The organism is Pseudoalteromonas lipolytica, assembly GCF_001306915.1.
In the GTDB taxonomy this organism is placed as follows: domain Bacteria; phylum Pseudomonadota; class Gammaproteobacteria; order Enterobacterales; family Alteromonadaceae; genus Pseudoalteromonas; species Pseudoalteromonas simplex.
In genome coordinates, this window is the sequence record NZ_LJTC01000004.1 from 263,858 (window position 1) to 289,400 (window position 25,543).

General features: G+C 42.1%; 22 protein-coding genes. 11 read left to right on the top strand and 11 right to left on the bottom strand.

What is annotated here, in order from left to right; genetic code table 11:
• Positions 1-4: 4 nt before the first annotated feature.
• The 5 genes from AOG27_RS07815 to AOG27_RS07835 form a co-directional block, all read right to left on the bottom strand.
• A complete protein-coding gene (locus AOG27_RS07815; RefSeq protein ID WP_054552455.1) occupies positions 5-493 on the bottom strand; it encodes an FKBP-type peptidyl-prolyl cis-trans isomerase in 489 nt (162 codons plus the stop codon).
• A gap of 63 nt (positions 494-556) precedes the next feature.
• Positions 557-2,053, bottom strand: coding sequence for a transglycosylase SLT domain-containing protein (locus AOG27_RS07820; protein WP_152967124.1), 1,497 nt, complete (start codon positions 2,051-2,053; stop codon positions 557-559).
• A 28-nt stretch (positions 2,054-2,081) separates the two neighbouring features.
• Positions 2,082-3,068: an MBL fold metallo-hydrolase gene (locus AOG27_RS07825; RefSeq protein WP_054552456.1), complete on the bottom strand. Its 987-nt coding sequence runs from the start codon at positions 3,066-3,068 to the stop codon at positions 2,082-2,084.
• 68 nt (positions 3,069-3,136) lie between these two features.
• On the bottom strand, positions 3,137-3,424 hold the full coding sequence (locus AOG27_RS07830; protein WP_054552457.1) for a cell division protein ZapA: 288 nt from the start codon (positions 3,422-3,424) through the stop codon (positions 3,137-3,139).
• Positions 3,424-3,654, bottom strand: a complete 231-nt coding sequence (locus AOG27_RS07835; RefSeq protein ID WP_054552458.1) for a hypothetical protein — start codon at positions 3,652-3,654, stop codon at positions 3,424-3,426. The genes AOG27_RS07830 and AOG27_RS07835 overlap by 1 nt, the downstream gene beginning before the upstream one ends.
• 240 nt (positions 3,655-3,894) lie before the next feature.
• On the opposite strand from AOG27_RS07835, the gene AOG27_RS07840 reads away from it, so the two are divergent.
• On the top strand, positions 3,895-4,734 hold the full coding sequence (locus tag AOG27_RS07840; protein WP_054552459.1) for a 23S rRNA (adenine(2030)-N(6))-methyltransferase RlmJ: 840 nt from the start codon (positions 3,895-3,897) through the stop codon (positions 4,732-4,734).
• A 55-nt stretch (positions 4,735-4,789) separates the two neighbouring features.
• Here the strand turns inward: AOG27_RS07840 and AOG27_RS07845 are convergent, their stop codons facing one another.
• From AOG27_RS07845 to AOG27_RS07855, 3 genes are all read right to left on the bottom strand, one after another.
• Positions 4,790-5,599 (bottom strand): META domain-containing protein, encoded by an 810-nt coding sequence (locus AOG27_RS07845; protein WP_054552460.1) that lies wholly within the window; start codon positions 5,597-5,599, stop codon positions 4,790-4,792.
• Positions 5,600-5,755: 156 nt separating this feature from the next.
• On the bottom strand, positions 5,756-6,322 hold the full coding sequence (locus tag AOG27_RS07850; RefSeq protein WP_054552461.1) for a PhnA domain-containing protein: 567 nt from the start codon (positions 6,320-6,322) through the stop codon (positions 5,756-5,758).
• A gap of 83 nt (positions 6,323-6,405) precedes the next feature.
• Positions 6,406-7,167 (bottom strand): substrate-binding periplasmic protein, encoded by a 762-nt coding sequence (locus AOG27_RS07855; RefSeq protein ID WP_054552462.1) that lies wholly within the window; start codon positions 7,165-7,167, stop codon positions 6,406-6,408.
• Between the two features lie 104 nt (positions 7,168-7,271).
• Between AOG27_RS07855 and AOG27_RS07860 the strand changes: the two genes are divergently transcribed.
• The 7 genes from AOG27_RS07860 (at position 7,272) to AOG27_RS07890 (ending at position 16,191) form a co-directional block, all read left to right on the top strand.
• The gene (locus AOG27_RS07860; RefSeq protein ID WP_054552463.1) at positions 7,272-8,549 is read left to right on the top strand and encodes an EAL and HDOD domain-containing protein; all 1,278 of its coding nucleotides are present in this window, start codon (positions 7,272-7,274) and stop codon (positions 8,547-8,549) included.
• Positions 8,550-8,603: 54 nt separating this feature from the next.
• Positions 8,604-9,218 carry a paraquat-inducible protein A gene (locus AOG27_RS07865; RefSeq protein ID WP_054552464.1) on the top strand — a complete coding sequence of 205 codons (615 nt, stop codon included), beginning with the start codon at positions 8,604-8,606 and terminating at the stop codon, positions 9,216-9,218.
• 43 nt (positions 9,219-9,261) lie between these two features.
• Complete coding sequence (locus AOG27_RS07870; RefSeq protein WP_054552465.1) at positions 9,262-9,615, top strand: hypothetical protein; 354 nt, start codon at positions 9,262-9,264, stop codon at positions 9,613-9,615.
• Positions 9,616-9,719: 104 nt separating this feature from the next.
• Positions 9,720-11,042 (top strand): TolC family protein, encoded by a 1,323-nt coding sequence (locus AOG27_RS07875; protein WP_054552466.1) that lies wholly within the window; start codon positions 9,720-9,722, stop codon positions 11,040-11,042.
• Positions 11,035-12,492 (top strand): efflux RND transporter periplasmic adaptor subunit, encoded by a 1,458-nt coding sequence (locus tag AOG27_RS07880; RefSeq protein ID WP_054552467.1) that lies wholly within the window; start codon positions 11,035-11,037, stop codon positions 12,490-12,492. The genes AOG27_RS07875 and AOG27_RS07880 overlap by 8 nt, the downstream gene beginning before the upstream one ends.
• Entirely contained in the window at positions 12,489-15,593 is a 3,105-nt protein-coding gene (locus AOG27_RS07885; RefSeq protein WP_054552468.1) for an efflux RND transporter permease subunit, read from the top strand. Before AOG27_RS07880 ends, AOG27_RS07885 begins: the two co-directional genes overlap by 4 nt.
• A gap of 142 nt (positions 15,594-15,735) precedes the next feature.
• Positions 15,736-16,191, top strand: a complete 456-nt coding sequence (locus tag AOG27_RS07890; protein ID WP_054552469.1) for a hypothetical protein — start codon at positions 15,736-15,738, stop codon at positions 16,189-16,191.
• A 21-nt stretch (positions 16,192-16,212) separates the two neighbouring features.
• Here AOG27_RS07890 and ppx read toward each other — a convergent pair whose 3' ends face one another.
• From ppx to AOG27_RS07905, 3 genes are all read right to left on the bottom strand, one after another.
• A complete protein-coding gene (gene ppx / locus AOG27_RS07895) occupies positions 16,213-17,700 on the bottom strand; it encodes an exopolyphosphatase (protein WP_054552470.1) in 1,488 nt (495 codons plus the stop codon).
• Positions 17,693-19,774, bottom strand: coding sequence for a polyphosphate kinase 1 (ppk1, locus tag AOG27_RS07900; protein WP_054552471.1), 2,082 nt, complete (start codon positions 19,772-19,774; stop codon positions 17,693-17,695). The genes ppx and ppk1 overlap by 8 nt, the downstream gene beginning before the upstream one ends.
• Before the next feature lie 120 nt (positions 19,775-19,894).
• Positions 19,895-20,401: a glycine cleavage system protein R gene (locus tag AOG27_RS07905; RefSeq protein ID WP_054552472.1), complete on the bottom strand. Its 507-nt coding sequence runs from the start codon at positions 20,399-20,401 to the stop codon at positions 19,895-19,897.
• A gap of 347 nt (positions 20,402-20,748) precedes the next feature.
• Here AOG27_RS07905 and AOG27_RS07910 point away from each other — a divergent pair, with 347 nt between their 5' ends.
• From AOG27_RS07910 to pstB, 3 genes are read left to right on the top strand one after another with little or no spacing between them, the layout of a single operon-like run.
• Complete coding sequence (locus AOG27_RS07910) at positions 20,749-22,983, top strand: ABC transporter permease subunit (protein WP_054552473.1); 2,235 nt, start codon at positions 20,749-20,751, stop codon at positions 22,981-22,983.
• A 15-nt stretch (positions 22,984-22,998) separates the two neighbouring features.
• Entirely contained in the window at positions 22,999-24,648 is a 1,650-nt protein-coding gene (pstA, locus tag AOG27_RS07915; protein WP_054552474.1) for a phosphate ABC transporter permease PstA, read from the top strand.
• Between the two features lie 26 nt (positions 24,649-24,674).
• Entirely contained in the window at positions 24,675-25,502 is an 828-nt protein-coding gene (gene pstB / locus AOG27_RS07920; RefSeq protein ID WP_054552475.1) for a phosphate ABC transporter ATP-binding protein PstB, read from the top strand.
• The last annotated feature ends 41 nt before the right edge of the window (positions 25,503-25,543 follow it).

Sequence of the window (25,543 nt, forward strand, 5' to 3'; positions counted from 1 at the left end):
ACCCTTAGTGGCTGTGGCCACAACCGCCTTCACCGTGCACGTGGCCGTGAGATAATTCTTCAGCTGTCGCTTGGCGAACATTAATTACTTCAACGTCAAATGTCAGCGTTTTACCTGCAAATGGATGGTTTAAGTCACAATCTGCATTGAAACGACCTACTTTAACGATAGTTACTTGGTGACGACCTTGATTTGAATGAACGATAGCAGTCATACCTGGCTTCCACACTTTTGTGTTGCCTTGTAAGTGCTTAAGTGGAATACGTTGAATTAGGTTATCAACGCGTTCGCCGTAAGATTCGCTAGGCTCAAGTGTTACGCTAAAATTATCGCCAGCCGCTTTACCTTCAAGGGCTTTCTCAAGACCAGGAAGCATGCCTTCAGTACCATGGATATATGAAAGTGGCTCGCCATCTTTACTTGATTCGATTTGCTCGCCTGCTTCACTAAGTGTGTAGTGAAACTCAACTGCTGCGTCTTTACTGATCTGCATGTTATTTCTCTTTAGAATTTAAATATAGGCACTGATTTTACGCTAACCACAAGTGCTGAGCAATCAAGGCTTTTTCAATGAGCTTTCAATCCCTGACAGCATGGTTTCACTTGCTGGCACTTGTGGTTCAGTTGGCTTAGCTTGAGGTAAGTGCAATGTTAAAATAGTACCGGGTTTTAAAATGCTGGTAGCGCTGAGCTTATTCCACGTTGCGACGTCTTTATGAGGCACGTCGTATAGCTGACTAATACTCCAAATTGAGTCTCCAGGTTTAACCTGATAGTCGATAGCGATTGTAGAAATGACTTCTTCATGTTGCTCAAGGTAGGGACTGATATTGTAATCAACCAATAATGATTCCGGCATGGTTTGTGGTTGTGATAAGCGCAATTGTTCACCTACCTTAATCAAATTTGTTGTTTTATCGTTGAGAGTTTTTAGATCTTTTACAGACATTTTAAAACGCCTTGAAATACTGTAAAGGGTATCGTCTTTTTGTACTGTGTATTCTCCAGCAAAATTGTTGCGAAACAGTTTGCTTTGTAACAGCGTACGGCGCTCTATTGGCAGAAGTAAAGTATGTGGGCCATTCGGGGAACTTTGGTTTTTTAAATACCCTGGATTTAATTTATGGAGCTGATTATGGCCGATGCCAGATAAATTAGCGATCACTGAAAAATCAAATTGTTGGCCTACATCAAACTCTGTGGTGAGTGCTTTATTCGCTAATTTCGGGCGTTTTAAACCTTTTTCTGGGTGCTTTAGTAAATAGCTAAGCGCCAAAAGTTTAGGAATATATTCAGCGGTTTCTTTTGGTAACGATAACGACCAATAATCAGTTTTCTTGCCAAGCTTTTTATTTTTTTCGATCGCTTTTTTAACGCGTCCTTCACCACTGTTATAGGCGGCAAGGGCATGCAGCCAATCACCATCAAAGCGTTTATGTAAGTAACTTAAATAAGCTAATGCGGCATCGGTTGAAGCAAGTATGTCTTGGCGGCCGTCATACCATTGGTCGCTTTGCACACCAAAATGATAGGCTGTCGCGCCGACTAGCTGCCAAACACCTACCGCTTGCTCTGATGATCGTATTGTTGGTCTAAAATCACTTTCAACAAAGGGTAATAAGGCCAATTCCATCGGTAGCTTTTGTTGTTCGATACGTGTGACGATATGATACAAATAAGGTGCCGCACGTTTATTTACTTTAATTAGGTAATTGGGTTGTTTTAAATACCATTTTACTCGTGCAGATGTATGTTTATTGGTTTGAAATACCAGCGTTAAATTGTTGGCGATATGCTGCCACAGATCTTTCGCGCGAGGCTTTGCTAGTGGAATATTATTGACTGCTATGGGCGCAGCAATAGGGCGAGGTTCGACAGCCGTTGAATCGACAAACTCACTAGGTGCTTGTCGGGTTGTTAAATCGGGCTCGTAATGGCTAAAAATCTCCGGCCTTGCCCGTTGCTGTTCTGTTTCTTGCTGAGTTAGTTGGCATCCTTGTAAGCCAATAAACAAGCTCAGCAAAAGTAAATATTTCAAACTTACTTGAGCCATATAATAAAATCCTTTTACTATTTTAGCCCTATTTTGACAACTTGCCCTGTTTAAGTCCAGCTTCTAAAAACATAGAAAACGCTCTTTCACCCACTTCATCTAGCTGGTATTGCTGTTTTATCTCAGTAGGAAAAAGCGGAATTAATTCACTAACGGGCTTATCTGGTGAGGAGTTTGTCATCTCTTGAATGGTTTTTAAAAACCTTAAAGGGAGTGCAAGTCCAGCAGGTGTCAGTGGCTTACCGTGACCCGGTAAAATAGTTGTCAGTGTGGTATTTTTTTGAATATCTTGCAGCGCACTTATCCAGCTAGAAAACGAGCCATGTCCTGGGTAGGGTAAGCTGTCGACTATATCGCCACCCAATAGCACGCGACCTTGATCGGCACTAAGGGTCAGATCACCCTTAGTATGCGCTTGGTAGGGTGTAATAACGATGGGGTAGTTACCAAGGTCTAGCTGTGTTGATTCAGTTATGTTAATAGCTGGTGGGTTCAGGGTGAGCTCTCGCCAGCGAAATAAGCGTTTTTTAGCAAGTTCTAGTTTGTCGCGCCAAACTGCTTGCTGATCTTCAGGTTGATTGGCAAGGCGTTGATAGCTCAGTTCTATGCTTTTTTCATAACCATCTAATTTATCAGTCAATGCTTGCTGCATTGCAACAAACTCAGTCGCTACTTGCTGATGTACGATGAGCTTAGCTTCAGGGAACTCAGCCTGTAAAACGGCCAAGCCTAGTAGATGATCATCATGATAATGACTCGCCACCAAATAACATAATGGTGTTTTTAAGCGTTTTTTTAGCTGCTCTGCGAGCTTTTCTACTTCAGCAAAGTTACCACTGGCATCAAACATTAAGGCACATTCTTTACCCTCTATCAGCACTTGATTCGAATCGTAAAAACGCAGCTTATTTTGTTGTTGTAGAAATTGGATTTCGGGAGTGATGCTATGCCAGCTAACGCTTGCTTTGGCGCTATAGCTTACGAAAAGACAGATTAAAAAAGCACAAAATCGCATGGTGTTTCGCTCGAATAGGTGTCAGTGCTGTTGATTGTAAACAAAAAAAGCGCCAGATGCGCTTTTTTCTAAATACTAAGGTGTTGGCTGAGCTTATCTATTAAGCTGTCATGTTGTTGCTCTTGTTCAGCTTGTTGCGATTTTACTTCAAGCAATTCATGACTTAGATGCAATGCTGCCATCAGCAACGCTTTTTGGTCATTGCGAACCGATGAGCGTTGTTTCATTTGCTCCACTAAGTCATTCAAATTTTGTGCAGCAGCAACTAGGGCATGCTCTTGCCCAGGAGGGCAAGAAAACTCATGTTCTTTACCTAGTAGCTCTACGGTGACCCGCTGACTTTGTGGGCTGCTCATTAGCTAGCCTGTTGAACGCTTTGTAATTTCTCAAGCAGTCCAGTCAATGTGCTGCTTGTATCTTTTTGTTTCTCTTCGTTTTCGAGTACTTCTAGTTGCAGAGTTTCGTTCTCATCTAAAAGCTTAGCGGTTTGTTCTTGTAAGCTTTTAACTTCACTTTCAAGTTCGCTGTTGCGAAGGATTAATTTGTCGATCAGTTGTTCGAGTTGGGAAAGAGTTTCGTTATTCATAAATGCGCTCATAAAACTGTGATTATTGTCATGCAAATGTAAAGGAAAGTGTCTAGATATGCCAGCATTTACGGCCGTTTTAGGGGATTTTTATTTATTATTAAGGTGTAATTCAGCGTAGCGGCTTTTTTATTCATTTATGATTCACCAAAGCGCCAGATGCTAGGATCATTTTCTGTTTATCATGTACAATATGGCTATTCATTTTTAATGCAGTTTTGCATTTGGCGATTTATAAATATGCTTAGTTATCGACACTCCTTTCATGCAGGTAACCCTGCTGATGTGCTAAAACATCTTGTTCTAGCTGAAGTTCTTAAGTACCAAACAATTAAAGACAAACCACTTGATTATGTGGACACCCACTCAGGTGCTGGCTTTTTTGAACTTGCAGGCAGTGATGCACAAAAAACACAAGAGTATTTAGATGGGATTGCTAAGCTTTGGCAGCACAACAGTGAGCATGATGCACTTAATGAGTATATTGAGCTGATTAAATCATTTAATTCAAATGGTAATTTAGATTTTTACCCAGGTTCGCCAAAAATTGCAGAGCACTTTTTACGTCGCCAAGATAACGGTTGGTTCTTTGAGTTGCATCCACGTGACTTACAGTTACTGCAAGACAACATGAAAGGTAAGCGTTCTATTCGCGTACGTGGTGAAAACGGCTTTCAAGGCTTAATTGGTTTATTACCACCAGCATCACGTCGAGCTTGCGTGCTTATTGACCCTCCTTACGAAATAAAAAACGATTACGATACGGTCGTTAATACTCTTGTTAAGGCGCATAAACGCTTTGCTACGGGGACGTACATGATTTGGTATCCGGTTGTAGACCGTGAACGAATTGACAGAATGGAGGCGGGTTTAATCGCATCGGGTATGCGTAACATTCAGCTTTTCGAGCTTGCAACAGAGGCCGATACCGACGTTCATGGTATGACTGCATCGGGTATGATAGTGATCAACCCGCCATGGAAATTAAAGCAAACGATGGATGCTGTATTACCAGAACTTGTTTCCATACTAAGCGATAGCAGTGGTTTTTATCGCAGTGAACAATTAGTTGAAGAGTAATATCTTCAATACAAAAACGCCCAGCAATTGCTGGGCGTTGTTAATTTAACTGTTGTTAATTCATATAAGTCGCTGCGAAGGTCGCAAGTGGCTCATCACTATCATCTAACAAGGTTAACTGCTCACCATTGATTGAGTACTTAGCCGTGGCTGCAAGTGCTGCCGACATGGCCGCTTCAATATCCATTTGTGATACACACATTTTTTTGGTGCTTGCTAATGGCTTGAATGTGAGCGCCTGCTCATTAACCTCGTAACTGCCTGAGAAGTTATTACAACCTAAGTGACCATTGGTTGAACCATCGTCTTTAAACTGTACGAAAGGTTCTTTATTTTCAACGGTGATAGCCTCACCGCTGATGGTAACTGCTTTCCAATAGGTATTGGTCAAAGTCACGTCTGGCTTTTTCGCTGATACTTTAGTCACCGTTACCTTGTACAGATCGCCAGCGGCATCTTCGGCAAATGGATTATTGTGAGTGGTGCTGATGTAAAGTAATTTACCTTGATTCTCAATGCGTGCACTTACACTGTAGCGGTGACGGTCAGCAATTTTGCTTTCGTCATATTCAAGTGCTACATCATATGGTGGTGCACCATCTAATTGAATTTCTTGTTCGCTAATTACTTCAGCCTTGACATCCATTTTAGAAACATCAGCGAGCTGTACTTTTAATACTGAACCCGGAGGTAGCATACTACGATCTAAATAGGTGATTTGAGTATTCAGGGTTTTCATTGATGATTGCTCAGCTTGTGGTGCACTAGAGTCTTCACCACAGGCTGTTAAAACCAAGCTGCTCCCTAAAATCATTAAACTGCATAGAGAAGCGCGTTTGAAAGATGAAAAGGTATCCGAAGCCATGATTATTTTCCTTGCGTTTAGGGTTATGCATCATATTTAATTGCCTAGCATAAAGTTCGCTGTCTTAATCATAGCTTAATTAACAAAAAATGGGCACTAAGCCCATTTTCGTAATAACGAATCGCTTTAAGAACATAAAGCGCATAAGAATAAACGTTATTTTTTCACGTATTTGGTAAGAATAACAATACGTTGACCATCAACACGGCCTTCAATGTGTTCTGGGTTGCTCGTTAAGCCAATGTTTCTTACTGCTGTGCCACGCTTAGCAACAAGGCTGCTGCCTTTCACATCAAGATCTTTAATAAGTGTCACTGTATCACCCGCCTGCAGCACAACACCATTACTGTCGATGTGTTTAATGTCGTCATCTTCAGCTAGCGCTGTTTGCGCCCATTTTAATGTGTCTTCTTCAAGATAAATCATATCGAGTGCATCTTGTGCCCAGCCGTTATCAGTAGCTAAGCGTTTCAGCATGCGGTAAGCGACAACTTGTACCGCTGGAGTTTGACTCCACATACTGTCATTCAAACAGTGCCAATGGTTTGCAGTTAAATCAGCATTGTTTTCGATTTGATCTTTACAAGTTTGGCAGACATAAATGCATTTATCAGAATGAGCCTCTGTAACAGGCGGCACTTCGTATACAGATAGGTTATCTGTAGCGGCACAAAGTTCACATTGGTTATTACTGCGTTCGATTAGGGCTTGTTCAATGCTCATAGGAGGCTCTTTTAAGTTTACAAGGTAAGAAAAACAGCGCGCATTATAGCAAAAGAGGGACTGAAGCGGAATATCCCTAGTTATTATAGGGGTATAGTTTTTGTGTATTTATTGATTATGGCATCTAAGCTGCCAGAATTTTTAAGTTCTTTGATTGCTGCATTTATTTTTGGTAACAATGATTGATGTTCACTGCGCAGGCGAATTTTTAGGTTGCCTAGCGAGTGTAATGCGCCAAAACTGATATCAGCATCAAATTGCTCAGCCCAATATAATGCTGGCAGTTTATCTATTATGACGACCTCAATTCGGTGTATTTTTAGTGCCTGAATGAGTTGTTGTTCAGAGTGAAAATCAACCCGTTTAAAGCGGTTATCGTCATAATAGTAATAGCCTAAAACAGTCCCTACGGGTTGATTACGAATACTGTTGAGTTGCTGCCATTGAGCCACCGAGCTTTTTAAACTCACGAGATACTCCTCAACTGCAAACAGGGTGTCTGAGTAACTAAATTGTCGGTTTTGTTTTTCTGTCTGGCTCAGCCACTCGGGGCTTATGACATCAAAATCAATATTCCCTTGGTGAAGGTATTTAACGGTTCGTTTTGCAGGAAGCTCGACATGCTTTACTTGAACATCAGCAAGCTGCATAACTTGCTTGATCAGTTCGGGGAGGATCCCTGGATTGCTTTTGTCATCAATATAATAAGGATAGTAGTTCCCAGAGCCGGTTACATTATATTTCAGTACAGGCTGCTGCTCAGCCAAAACTGCTTGAGTAAGAAAAAGTAACAGTAAGAAAATCGAGTTAGAGAAGCGCAATGGTCTGATTGAATTCGTTTTCATGTACCTAGTTTGGTTGGGTTTTTGTTTTTTAGCAAGGCAAACATCTTTCACTATACTTATAACAATAGTAATGTGGAGTTAGCCACATTTAAGTGAGAAGTTGAATGTCAGAATTAAGTATGGAAGGTAATAAAAGTCAGAGCATGACTCAGTATATAGCCCGGCAGCCAATATTTAATGCTGATAGAAGTTTATATGCTTACGAATTATTGTATAGAGAATCGAGCGATAATGTATTTCCGGTAGGAACGAGTGATGGCCAAGCAACGGGGCGGCTGTTTTTTAACGCGTTAATGTTGATGGGACTCGAGAAGCTAACAGGTTTTCAACCTGCGTTTATCAATCTATCGACTGACGCTATTTTGGATGACTTTCCTAAGCTGTTGCAGCCACGCAGTGCGGTTATCGAAATAGTGGAGCGGGCTACTAGCATTCCAAAAGTAGTGAACCGCGTTAAACAATTAAAACAAGAAGGCTATTTGTTCGCGCTTGATGATTATGATGGCACAGAGAAATGGCAAGATATTTTGCCTTTGATGGATTTTATTAAGCTTGAAGTTACGCAGCCGATTATCAAAACCAACATGATGATCAAAAAGCTTAAACGTAGCTTTCCAAAAACCAATATCATAGTGGAGCGCATTGAAAATTATGAGGACTTTCAACAACTAAAATCAGCAGGTTGCGACCTGTTTCAGGGCTACTTTTTTGCCAAGCCGGAGCTTTTGAGTTTTGGTAATGTTGAACCATCAAAAATTGCTGTGCTTGAATTACTTAACTGTACTGCGCAAACAGATTTAAATTTTGATGCAATTCAACAGCGTGTTGCTAAAGATATTGGCCTTACTGCACGCATTTTAAAATTAGTTAATGCGCGTATAAGTAATAGCCGGCAAACAATTCGTTCGATTTCACAAGCGGTTATTTACCTTGGTGAAGATGCGATTAGACAATTTGTGCGGGTATTAGCGCTAAGCGAATTAGGCAATGACAAACCGCAAGAGCTGACCAAACTTGGTTTAACAAGAGCTAAATTTATTGCTTTGATGCTTGAACCCGGAGGTAAAGACCTAGCTGAACAAGGTTATTTAGTCGGCTTACTCTCTGTTTTAGACGCTATTTTAGATATGGAGCTTAATATCATTGCCAAAGAGTTTTCATTGGGTAGTGAGCTTTCGAGTGCACTGTTAAACTTTAATGGAATGCAAGGTGCGAGCTTACAACTTGTTAAGGCGATGGAAGAAGAAGAGTGGCAAACTGCTCATGAGCTACTAATGATGATCCGCCCTGCGTCAAAGATGGATGTGGTTTTTCAAGCTATGTATGATGCCCGCGCATACGCAGATGAAGTATTCGCAAGCTTATCATCGGTTACAGACTAAGAGCGCAGAGTTCGTTATGATGCAGACTCTGAGTATTAAAAAGGTTTGTAACTAATGCGTGTTGTTTTTCCTATACTGGCTATTTTAATTGCCTTAGTGTTACTTATTCCCGGTGTAACCCAGCCAGTGCTCACCCTTGAAGGAAAAATTGATAAATCTAAGCTTGCCAAAACAGGTATTGAAATGATTGCCGATGAAGGCGATCGCAATACCCGTAGCGTGTTAATGATGGCATCAAGCATGCTGGGGCTTGATAAGCTTGAAGGAGAAATCGATGCCTACAAAAAAACACGCAGCATTTGGGGCACCGTGAATGAGCTTGCTAATAACAAAAACTACCTTGTTGCCGCGCTTGTAGCAGTGTTCTCAATTGTCATTCCCACCTTAAAACTCCTGATGCAATTGCTTTATTGTTTCTTACCAGTGAATAGGTTTAAGTATTTGCTCGGTCAACTCATACAAGGCCTAAGTAAATGGAGCATGGTCGATGTGTTTGTGATTGCATTGATCGTGTCTTATTTAGCAGGTAATGCCGATGGGCAAATGGGCGAGTTGATAAAAATGCATGCTGAATTGGGTGATGGATTTTGGTATTTTACAGGTTATTGCTTGTTTGCTATTGCTGCCAGCTGTAGCATAAAAATAGATAAACCCTTGTCGAGTTCGTAAATTTCGGGCTACAATTTGGGCACTTAATTTTTAAGGTATGATGATGACGCGACTTTCAAGCTACTTATTGATAGCTATGATGCTGCTCACTTTTGTGGGTCAGTCAGTTGCGTCTGTTGCTATGGTATGTGATATGCCACATGCCAGCATGCAAATGGATCATCATGCTAATATGAATGCTGACAGCGACATGAGTGATATGGATTGTTGCCATGAAGACGTAATGGATAACAGCGATTGTGCGTGTCCGTTCAATGCCTGTACAGCTCACTCACTCCTGCCGTTAAATGATTTAGTTGTTAAATCAATTAAGCAATCAGAAAAAGTCACCATGTTAGGCGCCAGCCAGCTTAGTTTTCACGTCAGTTCTTTATATCGTCCACCTATTACTGCTTAAGCAGGATAGGTCTGTCTAAAATTCAGTAAAACGCTGAAATACACCTCATTCTGCACCCAAAATCTATTGTTTTTTAACCATTTTTAAGATTTTTGGAGCATGTGATGATTCACAGCAAATTGATTAAGGCGCTTTCTCTAGGCGCAGTATTGATAACCTCAAGTTTAGTGAAAGCAGAGCCATTGGCGCTCAATCAGGTGATTGATTATGCATTGACTCACGAGCCTTGGTTACAGGCAAATAAATACCAGCAACAGGCGATAGAAGCGCAAAGCATTGCGGCCGGTACCTTGCCGGATCCAGTGTTAACCGTTGGACTCATGAACTTACCAACCGATGGCTTTGCCTTTGATCAAGAAGGTATGACGCAATTCAAAGTGGGCTTGTCACAACAATTTAGCCGAGGTGATAGCCTTGCCCTACAGCAGCAAGCATTAAAACAATCGGCTGAGCAATATCCTTGGCTTAGAGCAGACCGCCAAGCACAGGTTAAAGCCATTGTTAGTGAAGCATGGCTAAATGCCTATCGCGCGCAAAAAAGCATTCAACTGATCAACCAAGATAAAGCCTTATTTAATCAACTTATTGATATTACAGAAGCTAGCTATGCCAATACACTTGGCGCGACTCGCCAGCAGGATATTATTCGCGCTCAGCTAGAGCTGACTCGGCTTGAAGATAAGCTGGTGATGTTAGAGCAACAGTTTGATAGTGCCAAAAAGCGACTAGCACAATGGCTACCTATTGAAATGCTAAACGGTGCAGTGAGCGATGAAAACACCAAGGTGACCGCAGTTATGGCTTATCAAGAGCTTGCACCATCTGGGGTGACTGAAGTGCTGATGAGCCACCCGGCTATTATCGCTATTGATCATGCTATGCGTGCTAAAAATACTCAAGTGCAAGTGGCGAAAGAAGCGTATAAGCCGCAATTTGGTATGAACCTTGGTTATGGCTATCGTGATGATACCCCGATGGGTGACTCTCGCGCTGACTTATTCTCTATTGGGGTGAGTGTTGATTTACCGCTGTTTACTGATAACCGTCAAGATCAACAAGTCAATGCGGCAATAGCTAATGCCGAGGCGGTAAAAACCAACAAGCTTATTACCCTGCAAAAACTGCAAGGTCAGTATTTTAAAGAGCTTAGCCAATTAAGCCGACTTGCTCAACGCAAAGCGCTGTATCAACAGCAGCTATTACCGCAAATGGCAGAGCAAGCGGAGGCGACGTTAAATGCTTACACCAATGATGATGGTGACTTTTCAGAAGTGATGCGTGCTCGCATTAGCGAACTTAACGCGAAAATTGATGCATTAAACATCGAAATTGATAAACAAATAACCCTCGCTCGCCTTAATTATTACGCAGCAGCAAAAGATAACCAAATAAATGCAGCACAAAGCCAAGGAGCTAGCAATGAATAACACAGTGAAATTAGTTATCGCTTTGGCGGTAGGTGCAGCATTGGCAACGGCTGTAAATAAATTGGCTGAGCCAGATCATGGAGCTATGCCAAGCGCTGAGAAAAAGCCGCTATATTGGGTGGCGCCTATGGACAGCAATTACCGCCGTGATGAACCGGGGTTATCACCAATGGGTATGGAATTAGTGCCCGTTTATGAAGAGCAAAGTAGCGCTGAAGACAGCCCGGGTACTGTGAGGATCTCACCTGCAGTCGTTAATAACTTAGGGGTAAGAACAGCGCCTGTAAGGTTTAAATCATTACAAACGACCGTTGATACGGTTGGTTATGTGCAATACGACCAAGACCAACTCGTGCATATTCACCCTCGTGTCGAAGGTTGGATAGAAACCTTATATGTAAAAGCCGCTGGTGACCAAGTGAAGCAAGGCGAGCCACTTTATACCTTGTATTCTCCACAGCTAGTGAATGCGCAAGAAGAGCTACTGCTTGCCCTAAAACGTAACAATGCAGTGCTTATACGTGCGGCAAAAGCACGCTTGGCCTCACTGAATGTTTCTGACGATTTTATTGCGCGATTAGAGCAAAGCCAAAAGGTCAGACAAAACATTACCTTTTATGCCAAGCAAAGTGGCGTATTGGATGAGCTAAATATCCGCGAAGGCTTCTTTGTGAAACCGGGCACAACCATGATGAGTATTGCTCACCTAGAAGAAGTGTGGGTTGAGGCTGAAGTTTTTGAGCGTCAAGCAGGGCTTATTCATAAAGGCTTGCCTGTTACCATGAACTTAGATTACTTACCGGGTAAACGCTGGCAAGGCAAGGTCGATTATATTTATCCAACCCTTGATGAGAAAAACCGCACCCTTCGCGTGCGTTTACGCTTTGCTAACCAAGATGGCTTATTAAAACCGAATATGTTTGCTGAAGTGAGCATTACTACTAAGCCAACTGAGCCGCAATTAGTGATAGCCAAAGAAGCGGTGATCCGCACAGGTAGCCAAGACCGTGTCGTGATTGATTTAGGTGAAGGGCGCTTTAAGTCAGTGGCTGTGACGCTAGGCCGTAGTGATAATCATGATGTCGAAATTTTATCAGGCTTACTGAAAGACGATAACGTTGTGGTTTCAGCGCAGTTCTTAATAGATTCAGAATCAAGTAAGAGTTCTGACTTTATGCGTATGCAAGAACCGGATAGTGACAGCGCAATGGTGAATGGCGTGATCAACAGCATTGATCGCGAAGCCCGTACTGCCGTGATCAGTCGTGAGGCCATCCCTAAGTGGGGGCGCGGGGCTGCAACTATGGAGTTTCACTTTTCGCCGCGCATCGATATGTCTAGTTTACAAAGCGATGATGAAGTGCATTTTACCTTTAAATTGGTGGAAGGTGAGTTTGTGATTTTTGACATCATGACCATGAGCCACCCTATGCAAGGAGAAATGCAATGATAGCTGCCGTGATCCGTTGGTCAGTCGGTAATCGCTTCTTTGTATTACTGCTGTCTTTAATGTTGGCAGGTTTTGGGATGTTTTCTTTAAAGAATACCCCAGTTGATGCCTTGCCTGACTTATCTGATATACAGGTTATTGTAAAAACATCTTACCCAGGACAAGCGCCACAAGTGGTGCAAGACCAAGTAACGTTTCCTATCACTACAGCCATGTTGTCGGTGCCGGGTGCTGAAACGGTAAGGGGCTTTTCGTTTTTTGGTGACTCTTATGTATACGTTATTTTTAATGAAGACACCGACCTTTACTGGGCCCGTAGTCGAGTACAAGAGTATTTGAGTCAAGTAAGTGCTCGCTTACCGGATTCAGCGAGGCCTGAACTTGGCCCTGATGCAACAGGGGTAGGCTGGATTTACTTGTATGCGCTGGTGGATAAAACTGGTAAGCACGATATTAGCCAGCTACGAAGCTTGCAAGATTGGTTTTTAAAGTTTGAGCTGCAAACGGTGCCGGGCGTATCAGAAGTAGCGTCTGTTGGCGGTATGGTTAAGCAGTATCAGGTGAATGTCGACCCAGATAAATTGCGTGCTTATGGTATTCCGCTAAGTTTAATTCAAACAGCAATTAAGCAAGGTAACCAAGAGCGTGGTGCCTCAGTGGTAGAAATGGCTGAAGCTGAATACATGGTATCAAGCACAGGTTACATCAAAAGTGTCGCAGATTTAGAAGCCATTCCGTTGGGTACGAATGCCAATGGCACGCCACTGCAATTACGTGATGTGGCTGATATAAAACTTGGGCCGCAAATGCGCCGTGGTATTGCCGAACTAAACGGCGAGGGTGAAGTAACCGGTGGGGTGGTAGTGATGCGCTTTGGAGAAAATGCCGAAGCAACCATCAAACTAGTAAAAGAAAAACTAGAGTCGCTCAAAAAAGGCCTGCCTGAGGGAGTTGAAATCATCCCTGTGTACGACCGCTCAAACCTTATTACCCAAGCGCTTGATAACTTAAGCTCAAAGTTAATTGAAGAATTAATCGTGGTGGCCTTAGTATGTGTGGTGTTTTTATTCCATATACGTTCATCGATCGTAGCCATTATCACGTTGCCAATGGGCATTTTAACGGCTTTTGTGGTGATGTATTGGCAAGGTATAAACGCCAATATCATGTCGCTTGGCGGGATAGCGATTGCTATTGGTGCAATGACCGATGGTGCTATCGTGATGATAGAAAATATGCATAAGCATATGGAGAAAACCCCACTGACCGACGAGAATCGCTGGCAAGTGGTGATGGACTCAGCCGCAGAAGTCGGGCCCGCGTTATTCTTTAGTTTATTGATTATCACTGTCAGCTTTATGCCGGTGTTTATTCTTGAAGCACAAGAAGGACGCATGTTCTCGCCACTGGCTTACACAAAGACTTATGCGATGGCAGCTTCGGCTGGTTTAGCGATTACACTGGTGCCAGTATTAATGGGCTACTTTATTCGCGGTAAGGTTATTTCGGAGCAGAAAAACCCTGTAAACCGCTTATTGGTGGCAGCCTATAAACCCTTGTTAAATGCTGTATTAAAAGCGCCGAAAACAACACTGGTACTGGCATTAGTGTTGGCTGCTATCGGCTTTTACCCGGTTAATAAAATTGGTAGTGAGTTTATTCCTCCCCTTGATGAGGGCGACTTAATGTACATGCCAACGACTTACCCGGGTATTTCAATAGGTAAGGCCCGTGAAATCTTACAGCGGACCGATAAGCTAATTGCCAGTGTGCCAGAGGTTGCGTCGGTATTTGGTAAGGTAGGTCGTGCAGACACTGCCACAGATCCTGCGCCGCTTACCATGATCGAAACCTTTATTCAGTTAAAGCCAAAGTCACAGTGGCGCGAGGGTATGACAACCGAGAAACTGAAAAAAGAGCTCGATAATCTGGTTAAGTTCCCGGGGCTTACTAATGCGTGGGTTATGCCAATTAAAACGCGAATCGACATGCTTGCCACTGGTATTAAAACGCCTGTGGGGATCAAAGTAGCAGGGCCAAAGCTGAGTGAAATTCAAAAAATCGGTGAGCAAATTGAAGTCATCCTAAAAGATTTACCGGGCACAGCGTCGGTTTACTCAGAGCGTGTTGCCGGTGGTCGCTACATCAAAGTTGATATCAACCGTGAAAAAGCAGCACGGTACGGTTTGAACATTGCTGATGTGCAACAGGTAGTTGCCACCGCTATCGGTGGTATGAATGTGACCGAAACGGTTGAAGGGCAAGAGCGTTACCCAGTTAACTTGCGCTACCCGCAAGATTATCGCGACTCGCCAGAAGAGCTTAAGTTGTTACCGATAGTGACACCAAACGGACAGCGTATCGCATTGGCTGATGTTGCCCATGTCTTTATCGAAGATGGCCCGCCGGGTATTAAAAGTGAAAATGCACGTATTAATGGCTGGAGCTTAATCGACATTGAAGGCAGTGATATCGGCAGTTATGTTGAGCGTGCGCAACAAGCGCTGCATGAGCAACTCGAGCTACCTGCTGGTTACTCAATTACGTGGGCGGGGCAATATGAATACATGGAGCGCGCAAAAGCTAAACTCAGTTATGTATTGCCACTTACCTTGGCAATTATTGTGGTGCTGTTATACCTCAATTTTAGAAGCTTTATTGAGGTGGCAATGATCATGCTGACCTTACCGCTTGCGATGATAGGCGGTATTTGGCTGATGTACCTTGAAGGCTTTAACTTCTCGGTTGCTGTTGGGGTTGGTTTTATTGCCCTAGCTGGGGTTGCTGTGGAAATTGGCGTGATCATGCTGGTTTATCTCAACCAAGCGTATCAAGATACCAAAGCGCAATCAGCACAGTTCACGGTTACAGAGCTGCGCCAAGCAATCATCAATGGTGCGGGCCTTCGGGTTAGGCCAGTGATGATGACAGTTGCCACTATTATCATAGGGTTACTGCCGGTGCTTTATGGCACTGGAACGGGCAGTGAGGTGATGAGCAGAATAGCCGCCCCTATGGTCGGTGGGATGCTCAGTGCCATAGTTTTAACACTACTTGTGCTACCTGCGCTTTACTTTATATGGCGTAAACGCCACCTATAAATTTTACAGCCAGTGTGTAACTTGTACGCTTTTACTGGCTGCAAGTTACACATTTTATTTTTAACTTATTGATAATTGGTTTGTTTATTGCTGGTGTGATTTATGCAAAGTCATATTAAATTGATTTTAATAAGGAATGCACATGCAAGTTAAAACAATACAACAAGTTTATGATTGGACCGTGTTATTTCATACTCAAATGGCAGCCAATTTCCACAGTGTTAAAGACTTACTGGACGAGCATAATCAAATGCTGGTGGATTATTACCTGCAATATGAGAAGAAACTGGCAGAAGATCTCGTTGGCTTTAAAGCCATTACAGAAATAAACACGCTTGATACCTATTGCTATGAGTATTTTTCTGAAAACCCAGAGCTAATTACTTTTAACGATATCAGCACAAATCAGCAAATTGATGAAAAGGCGATTCAGGTTTACTTAACCACGCAACACCAAAAAGTCATCGACTTATACGAGTACTTGGTGTCGCGAGCAGATACAAAGCAAAGCAAAGAAAAGCTCGAACGTTTACTTGAGCTTGAACATCAAGGCCTTAAGCAAATGATGCAAAGCTCTAACCGTCATATGGATATGTAATCGATTAATCTATTAATCAGCTTAATGAAAATCGAGTAAGAAGCCGACTTTTTTAAGGTATTTTTGCTCTTGCTGTAAGTCAGCTAAAAGCAAGGTATGTTCTTTAAGCCACTTATTGTGAAACTTTAAGAACATACTATTTTGCTTGGCTGTTACCTCAAGTTTAAAACCTTGATCGGTAATACGCTTTTGATTTAGCAGTACTGCTAAGCGCAAAATCACAATAAGTTGCAATATTTCATAATGCTGCATGGTATGCAGTGTAGGAAACTCTTCTAAGCGGATCTTTTTCCGATAAAAACGGATCATGCAACTAAGCAAGGTTTGTTGTTGCTGCGTAAAGCCAGGTAATTGGCTATTCGCCACGATATACGCGCTGTGCTTATGTATCCCTGATGAATTAACCCCTAAGCCAATTTCATGCAGCTGCGCAGCCCAATCCAATAAATTTATGTGATCTGAGTCGGTCAAATGCCATGTCTCTCTTACTTGTTCAAACAGCCACTTTGCAGTTGTCGAGACACGATTAGCATGCTCTTTATCTATGGCGTTACGTTCAGATAAATTCTCTATGGTATTTGTGCGAATATCCTTATGGGCGAGCTTTTGCTGCATTTCATGAAGCAGGCCTTCACGCAGTGAAAAATCGCTGTACTGCATCGCTTCGATTTTAAACAGCCTAAATACCGCAATTAAAATAGCTAAACCGCCACAAATACTCACTTGCCGCTCAGGCGTAAGACCTTCAATTTGCAGCGCTTGTATTTGTTTAGCTGCAATAAACTGGGTTTTTAGTTCTAATAGCCGCTCTAAAGTAATTAGCTCTTGCTCTGCATCATTGGCATTGATCATGGCAAGGATAGATTTAATTGTGCCTGATGTTCCCACCACAGATTGCCAGCCAGCCGATAAGTAATTGGCAAAAATTACTTCGAGTTCTTGTTCTGCGCGAACTTCTGCTTTAGCGAAGCGCTTAGCAGTGATTTGTCCATCTGCAAAATACTGCTTGGTATAGCTAACACAGCCCATGTTGCGACTAGCAAGTAACTTGTGCTTAAAGTGTTTACCAATGATGAGTTCAGTACTGCCGCCACCGATATCAATAACTAAGCGGTTTTCATCGTGATGAATATAATGGGCAACACCTTGGTAAATTAAACGTGCTTCTTCTTGCCCTGATATAACTTCAATCGGGTAAGGAAACACCTTACTTGCTTGCGTTAAGAACGAATGAATATTTTTCGCGCGGCGTAATGTGTAAGTTGCCGCCACTTTGACATTCTCTAAGGGGAAGTCCTGCAAGGTAGTAGCAAACTGCTTAAGAATCGCCAGCGCGCGCTCTATAGCTTCTTGGCTTAAGTGATTTTTATCATCTAAACCATCAGCTAAATAAACGCGCTGCTTTTCTTTGTGTAAGATTTGCAAAGAGCCATCGACCTCTCTTGCCACCACTAAATGAAAACTGTTTGAGCCTAAATCAACGGCAGCAATTGAGGGATAATCATTCATTATTATAGTTACTTTCCCATTTCTTAAGGTGGTCATAAATGGCAATTTGCGAGCGAATTTTTTTACGATTGCCACGGCGCACATAGCTGTTTTTTTGTTCGCTATCGATTATGCGCGCTTTTGATCTATCTTTAAACTGTAGCTCAAGAATATCAATAATAAGCTGTTTTAATTTTTCATCATAAATCGGTGCGGCTACTTCAACGCGGTGATCAAGATTTCGGGTCATCCAATCCGCTGATGAAATATACACTTTTTCTTCGCCATTATTATGAAACACCATCACCCGAGGGTGCTCTAAAAAGCGGTCAACAATACTAATAATACGAATGTTATCGTTCACGGCAGAGGGCACTAATGAACACATGCCACGCACAATAATGCGAATTTTCACGCCGCGTCTTGCGGCAAAATAGAGGTGATCAACCAGCTCTTTATCAACAAGATTGTTTATTTTTAGCGTAATTTTGCCAGCCTTACCATGCTCTATATTGGTTATTTCAGCATCAATTAGCGACATAATAGTTTGTCGTGCGTTGACTGGTGATAGCATCAAGTGATCAAACTGAAATGGTTTATAGCTACTTTCGATGAATCTAAAAACGCTATCGCACTCTTCGCTAATACCTTCATGTCTGGTAAATAAACTAAAGTCAGTATAAATTTTGGCAGTTTTCTCATGGAAGTTACCCGTGCCTATATGGGCATATTTCACTATGTTGTTCTTTTCTTTACGGTGAATAACGCATAACTTACTGTGCACTTTCAATGCAGGAATACCAAAAATTACTTTAACACCAGCATTACTCAGAGTTTTTGCCCATTCAATATTGTTTTGTTCATCAAAGCGGGCTTTCAGCTCAACCATAACGGTGACGTGTTTGCCATTTTTTGCCGCATTAATTAGCGTAGAAACAAGGCGAGATTGACTCGCAACGCGATAAATATTGACCTTAATCTGAGTTACATCTGGGTCAAAAGCAGCTTGGCGCACAAACTCAAGTAAATGATTAAAGGTGTGATAAGGGTAATACAGTAAAACATCTTGCTCAGAGATGGCATCAAACACACTTGAGTGATTGTTAAAAGCCGTGCTTTGTAATGCAGGCAGTGGTTTGTTTTCTAAATACTGACGACCAACATTCGGAAACGCAATAAAATCGCGGAAATTACGGTAACGACCGCCGGGGATCAATGCATCATGTTGACTAATATTAAGGCGCTTTTTCATCACTTTAAGCATTTCAGCTGGCATGCTCTCGTCATAAACAAGGCGTACAGGCTCAGCAGAAATACGTTGTTTTAGGCCTTTTGACATTTTATCAAGCAAGCCTTCTTCTAGCTCATCATCCAAATTGTACTCGGCATCACGGGTGAGTTTGATGGCGTAGCATTGAATATCATCAAAGCTAAAAAAGCTGCTAAACACATCGCGAATAAAGTAGGCGATGATGTCATCTAGCATCACTATGGTTTTGTGACGGCGTGTTTTCTCTGGTGGCAAAATAACAAAGCGAGATACGCGGTCAGTGGGCACTTCCATCATGGCATAATGACTTTTTTGATTGGTCATCTCGACGAACAAATAGGTCATGGTGTCGTTGATTTGATCTGAGTAGTCTTTCTTTTCAGAGAGTAAAATCGGCAATATGTGTTGTAGCACATTGTCGTGGAAGAATTTTTTCAGCCAACTCAAATGAAATTCAGACAACTCTTCTGGTTGTTCAACATGAATATTATGCTCGTTTAAGTCATTTAAAATATCTTTATGAATTTGGTTAAACTTTTTACCAAGCTGGAGCACTTTACTTTGGATCTGATGAAGTAATATTTCGTCTTCTTCAAAGTTCGCATCAGGAATTTTATTAAGTAATATGCGGCGCTTTACATCGGCAACACGGACACGGAAAAACTCATCCATGTTGTTTGAGTAAATACCTAAAAAGCGCATGCGCTCAATAATTGGGTTCGATTTATCTTTGGCTTCTTGCAGCACGCGTTCATTAAAAGACAGCCAACTTAGCTCTTTGGCAAAGTAATTAACGGCTTGAGAAGAAGAATGTGATGCGTTCATCTGGTTTTCCAACGTTTATAGCTAGTTAGAATGTAGAGGATGCAGATGACACAAGTATGACAAGCGTGTCAGTTTTGTGACACGCTTAATCTAACTTTAGTTGTAGAAGTGGTACTTGGTTTAAGCATCCTCAATATCAACAATTAGGTCTGTGGTAATAGACTCAAGTGCGTTGATCACTTCGTCTTTGTTCATGCCTATTGGCAAAGCAACGGTGGCAACAGCACTAAAAATTGGCACGCCCCAGTTAGGTGCACTTTGTTGTTTTGAATTTAGGTGAGTGATATTCGCCCCTTTGTGACGAATAACGCTGGCTAGCTCTTGTACAATGCCTGGTCTGTCGTTACCAGTAATCACGAAGTTAATTTCCTCAGACGGAACATCAGGCAAGGTATCAGTTCCACGTTCAATTCGAACTTCAAGATAAGGTAAGCTGTGAAGAGCATCTTGTAATTCTTGCAAATGTTCTTCGGGTACTGCGGCTTCGATAATTCCGGCAAAATGACCTGCAAGGTGGCTCAAATTACTTGTCAGCCAGTTACCATGATGGTTTAAAATTGTGGCAGAAATATCTTCAACTAGGCCGGGTTTGTCTGGCCCTAAAATAGTAATTACTAACTGCTTCATACTTAAATCTCTATAAAAAAGCCTCAGAAAAATGCAATAAAAGGGAGGAGGCGTTGGTTAAAAATGATTCTTATTGTTGAAAAAATAAGTCTCATTGAGTATTGATGCTGTTTTAATGTTTGTCCAATTTTTTCACTGTAGTTATAAAAAATTAGTTATAACAATTTGTTAGCTTGATTGTGGTACTGTAATAAAAGTGCTCCACAATGACTTATTTTGGTCATTCTTTAACTTTAAAATACGTCCCTGAAATACTCGCTTTATTACACTGAATTATGACGTTTGTAACATTACTGTCATCTTGGTGAAATATAATTCGCGCAACGTTAAGTTTTAAGGGTGTTTTGATGACTTCCAATCCGAATAAACCTACCTTTCATACGGATAGAAGCCGTCTATTTAAAGACAGGTTTGCCAAGTGGGGTATTTCCGCGGGTGGCGTAATGGTGCTTGTAGCACTGCTACTCATATTCTTTTACCTTCTTTATGTTGTTCAACCTATTTTTGAATCAGCAAAAGTAGAAACACGTAATAGTGTAAAACTACAAAATGCGTCAGAAGTTGTTGGCCTTGGCATTGAAGAGCAAACAGAAGTTGCCTTTTTACTCGGTGAAAAAGGTAATGTGGACTTTTACAATGTTGAAAAAGAGCAATTTGGTAAAAAGATCACCACTCTTAATACAGAATTACCAAGCGATGTAAGCAGCTTTGCAAGCTCTGCACCGTTTCAGGGGCAATACGCATACGGCCTAGAGAATGGCTCTGTTGTTGTGGTTGCGCCAAAATTCTTAGTGACATTCCCGAACAACCAACGCCAATTAACACCGCGTTTAGATTACCCGTTGGGTGATATGGCGCTTGAGGTTGACGATCAAGGTGCGGCAATCACTAAATTTGCATTTAGCCACTACGAAGATAAAACAGCTGTTGTTGCTTTAACCGCTGACAAGCGCGTTTTATTTAGCAGCTTTGTGGGTGAAGAAAACATGTTCACCGGCGAAGTAGAGTGGGTTGTTGAGCGTACTGAGCTTGATATCGAAGGTCGTGTTGATGAGCTATTAATTTCACCTGATACAACACGTACATTCGTGCGTTCAGCAAATCAAATTTACGTATATGATACCCGTTACCCTTCTGAAGTTGAGCAAATCCAACTGCTTGCAGCGAATGAAGAAAACGCGAACCTAGTTTCAACTCAGCTATTAGCGGGTGCCAACTCACTGATGCTTGCTAACGATAATGGCGAAGTATCACAGTGGTTTGAAGTAAACACTGAAAATGGCCGTGAGTTCCAAAAGATTCGTGCATTTGAAACCAGCAAGCAATCGAAACTAAATATTTTTACTGAGTTCTATCGTCGTACCTTCTTCACAGCGGGTGCTAACGGTGAGCTTGGTATTTATTACACAACCAGTGATGCAAAACTATGGCAAGGTAAAGTAAACGAAGGTCCAATTCAAAACTTTGCTATTTCACCACGTTCAAATGCGGCACTGATTCTTGCTGATGACGCGTTAAAAGTGATTGAAATCCATAACGAGCACCCAGAAGTAACCTGGTCTGCGTTGTGGCAAGAAGTGTGGTACGAAGGCTATCCAGAGCCGGGTTATATCTGGCAGTCAACGTCTGCGAGTGATGACTTTGAATCTAAGTTCTCGTTAGTGCCAATTTCATTCGGTACGATTAAAGCTGCAATGTACGCAATGTTATTTGCGGTACCCATTGCGCTTTCAGCGGCAATTTACACGGCGTACTTTATGTCGAGTGAATTACGTAAAGTGGTTAAGCCGACTGTAGAAATTATGGAAGCATTACCAACGGTAATCTTAGGTTTCTTAGCAGGTCTTTGGTTAGCACCATTAATTGAAGAACATTTACCAGCGATTGTCGGATTATTGGTGTTGCTGCCAATTGGTATCTTATTAACTGCATTCGGCTGGAACAAACTACCGGCGTCAATTCGTCACCGTATTCCTGAAGGTTCGCATTCAATTTTACTTGTCCCAGTGGTTATCTTTATTGGCTGGTTATCGTTTGCGATGAGTAACTCAATTGAGCTTTGGATGTTTGACGGTAATGTGCGTCAGTACCTAACCAATGAATTAGGTATGACATTCGACCAACGTAACTCACTAGTTGTTGGTATTGCGATGGGCTTTGCTGTTATCCCAACTATCTTCTCAATTGCGGAAGATGCGGTATTCAGTGTTCCTAAGCACTTATCAAACGGTTCATTAGCACTTGGTGCAACGCAATGGCAAACATTGGTTCGCGTAGTACTACTAACAGCAAGCCCGGGTATCTTCTCAGCAGTAATGATGGGCCTAGGTCGTGCGGTAGGTGAAACAATGATTGTACTAATGGCAACAGGTAATACACCTATTATGGACTGGAGTATCTTCCAGGGTATGAGAACACTTGCAGCGAATATCGCGGTAGAAATGCCAGAGTCTGAGGTAGGTAGCTCGCATTATCGCATCCTATTCTTAGCAGCATTTGTATTATTCATATTCACATTCGTTTTCAACACAGTGGCTGAGTTTGTTCGTCAGCAACTGCGTGAAAAATACAGTTCAATGTAGGTGGAGAGACACGACATGGTAAAGCAGTGGTTTAAGTCTGGTTCTCCTTGGATTTGGATGACCGGCGGTGCGGTAAGCATCAGTTTAATCTCGGTTCTTGGCTTACTAGCCATGATTGCTTGGAAAGGTTTAAGCTTTTTCTGGCCATCAGAAGTAGTGCAATTTGAGCTGCAAGGCTCTGTTGCAAAACAAACAGTGATCGGTGAAATTTATGACCGTGAACTAGTTGCAAAATCACGTATTGAGGCGACGGGCGTTGATTTATCTCATTACGACAAAGAGCAGCTAGAGCGCTTACTGATTAAAACCGGTAACCGTGAGTATGTTGATCTCGATTTCCGTTGGGTACTAGAGACAGACATTACATCGCGTACTGCGCCAGCAGAGCTTGCAGTATTCGAACGTAGCAAAAACGGTAACTTTTACGGTTATGTTGAGCAGGTTATTAAAGACGGTGAAGTTATCACAGATAACAAAATCGATGTGCTTTATGATCTTGTAGAGCGTGCTGTTGACCTAAATGACCAAGCGTTAGACTTACAAAATGGTGATATTGGTCATATTAACTATGAACTTGAGCGTTTACGCTTAAAAGAAAAAGCATACCAGCTTGATAACGAACTAACCGATGAGCGTGTTGCTGAGCTTGCACAAACTCGTGCTGAGTTACGTGCTGAATACACAGTGTTAGAAAAGCAGTTATTTGCACTTCGTAAAGAAGCAAAGCGTGACCAAGTAACTGTGAGAGACATGCGCGGTGAAGTGGTTACTTTACCTCTGTATCAAGTTCTTGATGTGTGGTTCCCTAATGACATGGGCTTCTTTGCTAAGCTTGGTCACTATTTTGTACAACTTGGTAAGTTTGTAGCGGATGACCCACGTGAAGCAAACACTGAAGGTGGTGTATTCCCGGCAATTTTCGGTACTGTATTCATGGTATTACTAATGGCAGTGATTGTGACGCCATTTGGTGTGGTTGCAGCGATTTACTTGCATGAATACGCAGCAAAAAATGCCGTGACTAAGATGATCCGTATCGCGGTAATCAACCTTGCGGGTGTACCTTCGATTGTATACGGTGTATTTGGTCTAGGTTTCTTTGTATACATGCTCGGTGGCAGCATTGACCAATTATTCTACCCTGAGTCGTCGCCAAGCCCAGTATTTGGTACGCCAGGTGTGATTTGGTCTGCATTAACGCTCGCAATTTTAACGCTGCCTGTTGTTATTGTTTCGACAGAAGAAGGTTTATCACGTATACCAAGTACGGTTCGTCATGGTTCATTAGCACTTGGCGCAACAAAAGCAGAAACGCTATGGCGCATCATCATTCCGATGGCAAGCCCTGCGATTATGACAGGTTTAATCCTAGCGGTTGCACGTGCAGCCGGTGAAGTAGCACCACTAATGCTTGTTGGTGTTGTTAAGATGGCACCAACACTGCCTCTTGACGGTAACTTCCCATACATACATTTAGATAGAAAATTTATGCACTTAGGTTTCCATATTTACGATGTTGGTTTCCAAAGCCCTAACGTAGAAGCGGCTCGTCCGCTGGTATATGCCACGGCATTCTTACTGGTATCAGTAATTATCGCCCTGAATATCACCGCGATTGGTATTCGTAACCACTTACGCGAAAAGTTTAGAGCTCTTGAGCATTAATACAGAATTTTTATAGGTAGACAGAGATGATTACAGTTGCACCACAAGTAAACCAAGCGAAAAGCGCGGCAAAGCTAGATTTAGATAACCTAACTGCAGAGCAAACAGCGTTAGAGATTAAAAACTTAGATCTATACTACGGTGATAAACAAGCGCTTAGCGGCGTAAATATGAACATCCCGAAAGGTCAGGTAACAGCATTTATCGGTCCATCGGGTTGTGGTAAATCAACACTTTTACGTTGTATCAACCGTATGAACGACCTTGTTGATAGCTGTCGTATTGATGGTGAGATCTTACTACATGGTCACAATATCTATGATAAGAATGTAGATGTTGCTGCACTACGAAGAAATGTCGGGATGGTATTCCAACGTCCTAATCCATTTCCAAAATCAATCTACGAAAATGTCGTTTATGGCCTACGCTTACAAGGTATTAAAGAAAAGCGTAAACTAGACGAAGTGGTTGAACAATCTTTACGTGGCGCGGCGTTATGGGATGAAGTTAAAGACCGTTTACACGATAGTGCATTTGGCCTATCGGGTGGTCAGCAACAGCGTCTTGTAATTGCTCGCTCAATTGCTATCGAGCCTGAAGTACTACTTCTGGATGAGCCTACATCGGCACTAGATCCAATTTCTACTTTAGTTATCGAAGAGCTAATTAACGACTTAAAGAATAAGTTTACCGTGGTAATCGTTACTCACAACATGCAACAGGCTGCTCGTGTATCAGACCAAACTGCGTTTATGTACATGGGTGAGTTGATTGAGTATTCAGATACCAATACGTTATTTACAACACCAAGCAAGAAGAAAACAGAAGACTACATTACAGGCCGTTACGGTTAGTTAATAAAGTTACTTGGTACCGTAAACGAAATTTATAGAGG

Excerpts from the sequence above, each read along its gene's own strand:
- ppx (WP_054552470.1), bottom strand. The coding sequence starts at position 17,700 with ATGAATGATTATCCCTCAATTGCTGCCGTTGATTTAGGCTCAAACAGT.
- pstA (WP_054552474.1), top strand. The coding sequence starts at position 22,999 with ATGGTAAAGCAGTGGTTTAAGTCTGGTTCTCCTTGGATTTGGATGACC.
- AOG27_RS07840 (WP_054552459.1), top strand. The coding sequence starts at position 3,895 with ATGCTTAGTTATCGACACTCCTTTCATGCAGGTAACCCTGCTGATGTG.
- AOG27_RS07835 (WP_054552458.1), bottom strand. The coding sequence starts at position 3,654 with ATGAATAACGAAACTCTTTCCCAACTCGAACAACTGATCGACAAATTA.
- AOG27_RS07865 (WP_054552464.1), top strand. The coding sequence starts at position 8,604 with ATGCGTGTTGTTTTTCCTATACTGGCTATTTTAATTGCCTTAGTGTTA.
- AOG27_RS07905 (WP_054552472.1), bottom strand. The coding sequence starts at position 20,401 with ATGAAGCAGTTAGTAATTACTATTTTAGGGCCAGACAAACCCGGCCTA.
- ppk1 (WP_054552471.1), bottom strand. The coding sequence starts at position 19,774 with ATGAACGCATCACATTCTTCTTCTCAAGCCGTTAATTACTTTGCCAAA.
- AOG27_RS07860 (WP_054552463.1), top strand. The coding sequence starts at position 7,272 with ATGTCAGAATTAAGTATGGAAGGTAATAAAAGTCAGAGCATGACTCAG.
- AOG27_RS07825 (WP_054552456.1), bottom strand. The coding sequence starts at position 3,068 with ATGCGATTTTGTGCTTTTTTAATCTGTCTTTTCGTAAGCTATAGCGCC.
- AOG27_RS07875 (WP_054552466.1), top strand. The coding sequence starts at position 9,720 with ATGATTCACAGCAAATTGATTAAGGCGCTTTCTCTAGGCGCAGTATTG.
- AOG27_RS07870 (WP_054552465.1), top strand. The coding sequence starts at position 9,262 with ATGACGCGACTTTCAAGCTACTTATTGATAGCTATGATGCTGCTCACT.
- AOG27_RS07855 (WP_054552462.1), bottom strand. The coding sequence starts at position 7,167 with ATGAAAACGAATTCAATCAGACCATTGCGCTTCTCTAACTCGATTTTC.
- AOG27_RS07815 (WP_054552455.1), bottom strand. The coding sequence starts at position 493 with ATGCAGATCAGTAAAGACGCAGCAGTTGAGTTTCACTACACACTTAGT.
- AOG27_RS07910 (WP_054552473.1), top strand. The coding sequence starts at position 20,749 with ATGACTTCCAATCCGAATAAACCTACCTTTCATACGGATAGAAGCCGT.
- AOG27_RS07880 (WP_054552467.1), top strand. The coding sequence starts at position 11,035 with ATGAATAACACAGTGAAATTAGTTATCGCTTTGGCGGTAGGTGCAGCA.
- AOG27_RS07890 (WP_054552469.1), top strand. The coding sequence starts at position 15,736 with ATGCAAGTTAAAACAATACAACAAGTTTATGATTGGACCGTGTTATTT.
- AOG27_RS07850 (WP_054552461.1), bottom strand. The coding sequence starts at position 6,322 with ATGAGCATTGAACAAGCCCTAATCGAACGCAGTAATAACCAATGTGAA.
- pstB (WP_054552475.1), top strand. The coding sequence starts at position 24,675 with ATGATTACAGTTGCACCACAAGTAAACCAAGCGAAAAGCGCGGCAAAG.
- AOG27_RS07830 (WP_054552457.1), bottom strand. The coding sequence starts at position 3,424 with ATGAGCAGCCCACAAAGTCAGCGGGTCACCGTAGAGCTACTAGGTAAA.
- AOG27_RS07885 (WP_054552468.1), top strand. The coding sequence starts at position 12,489 with ATGATAGCTGCCGTGATCCGTTGGTCAGTCGGTAATCGCTTCTTTGTA.
- AOG27_RS07820 (WP_152967124.1), bottom strand. The coding sequence starts at position 2,053 with ATGGCTCAAGTAAGTTTGAAATATTTACTTTTGCTGAGCTTGTTTATT.
- AOG27_RS07845 (WP_054552460.1), bottom strand. The coding sequence starts at position 5,599 with ATGGCTTCGGATACCTTTTCATCTTTCAAACGCGCTTCTCTATGCAGT.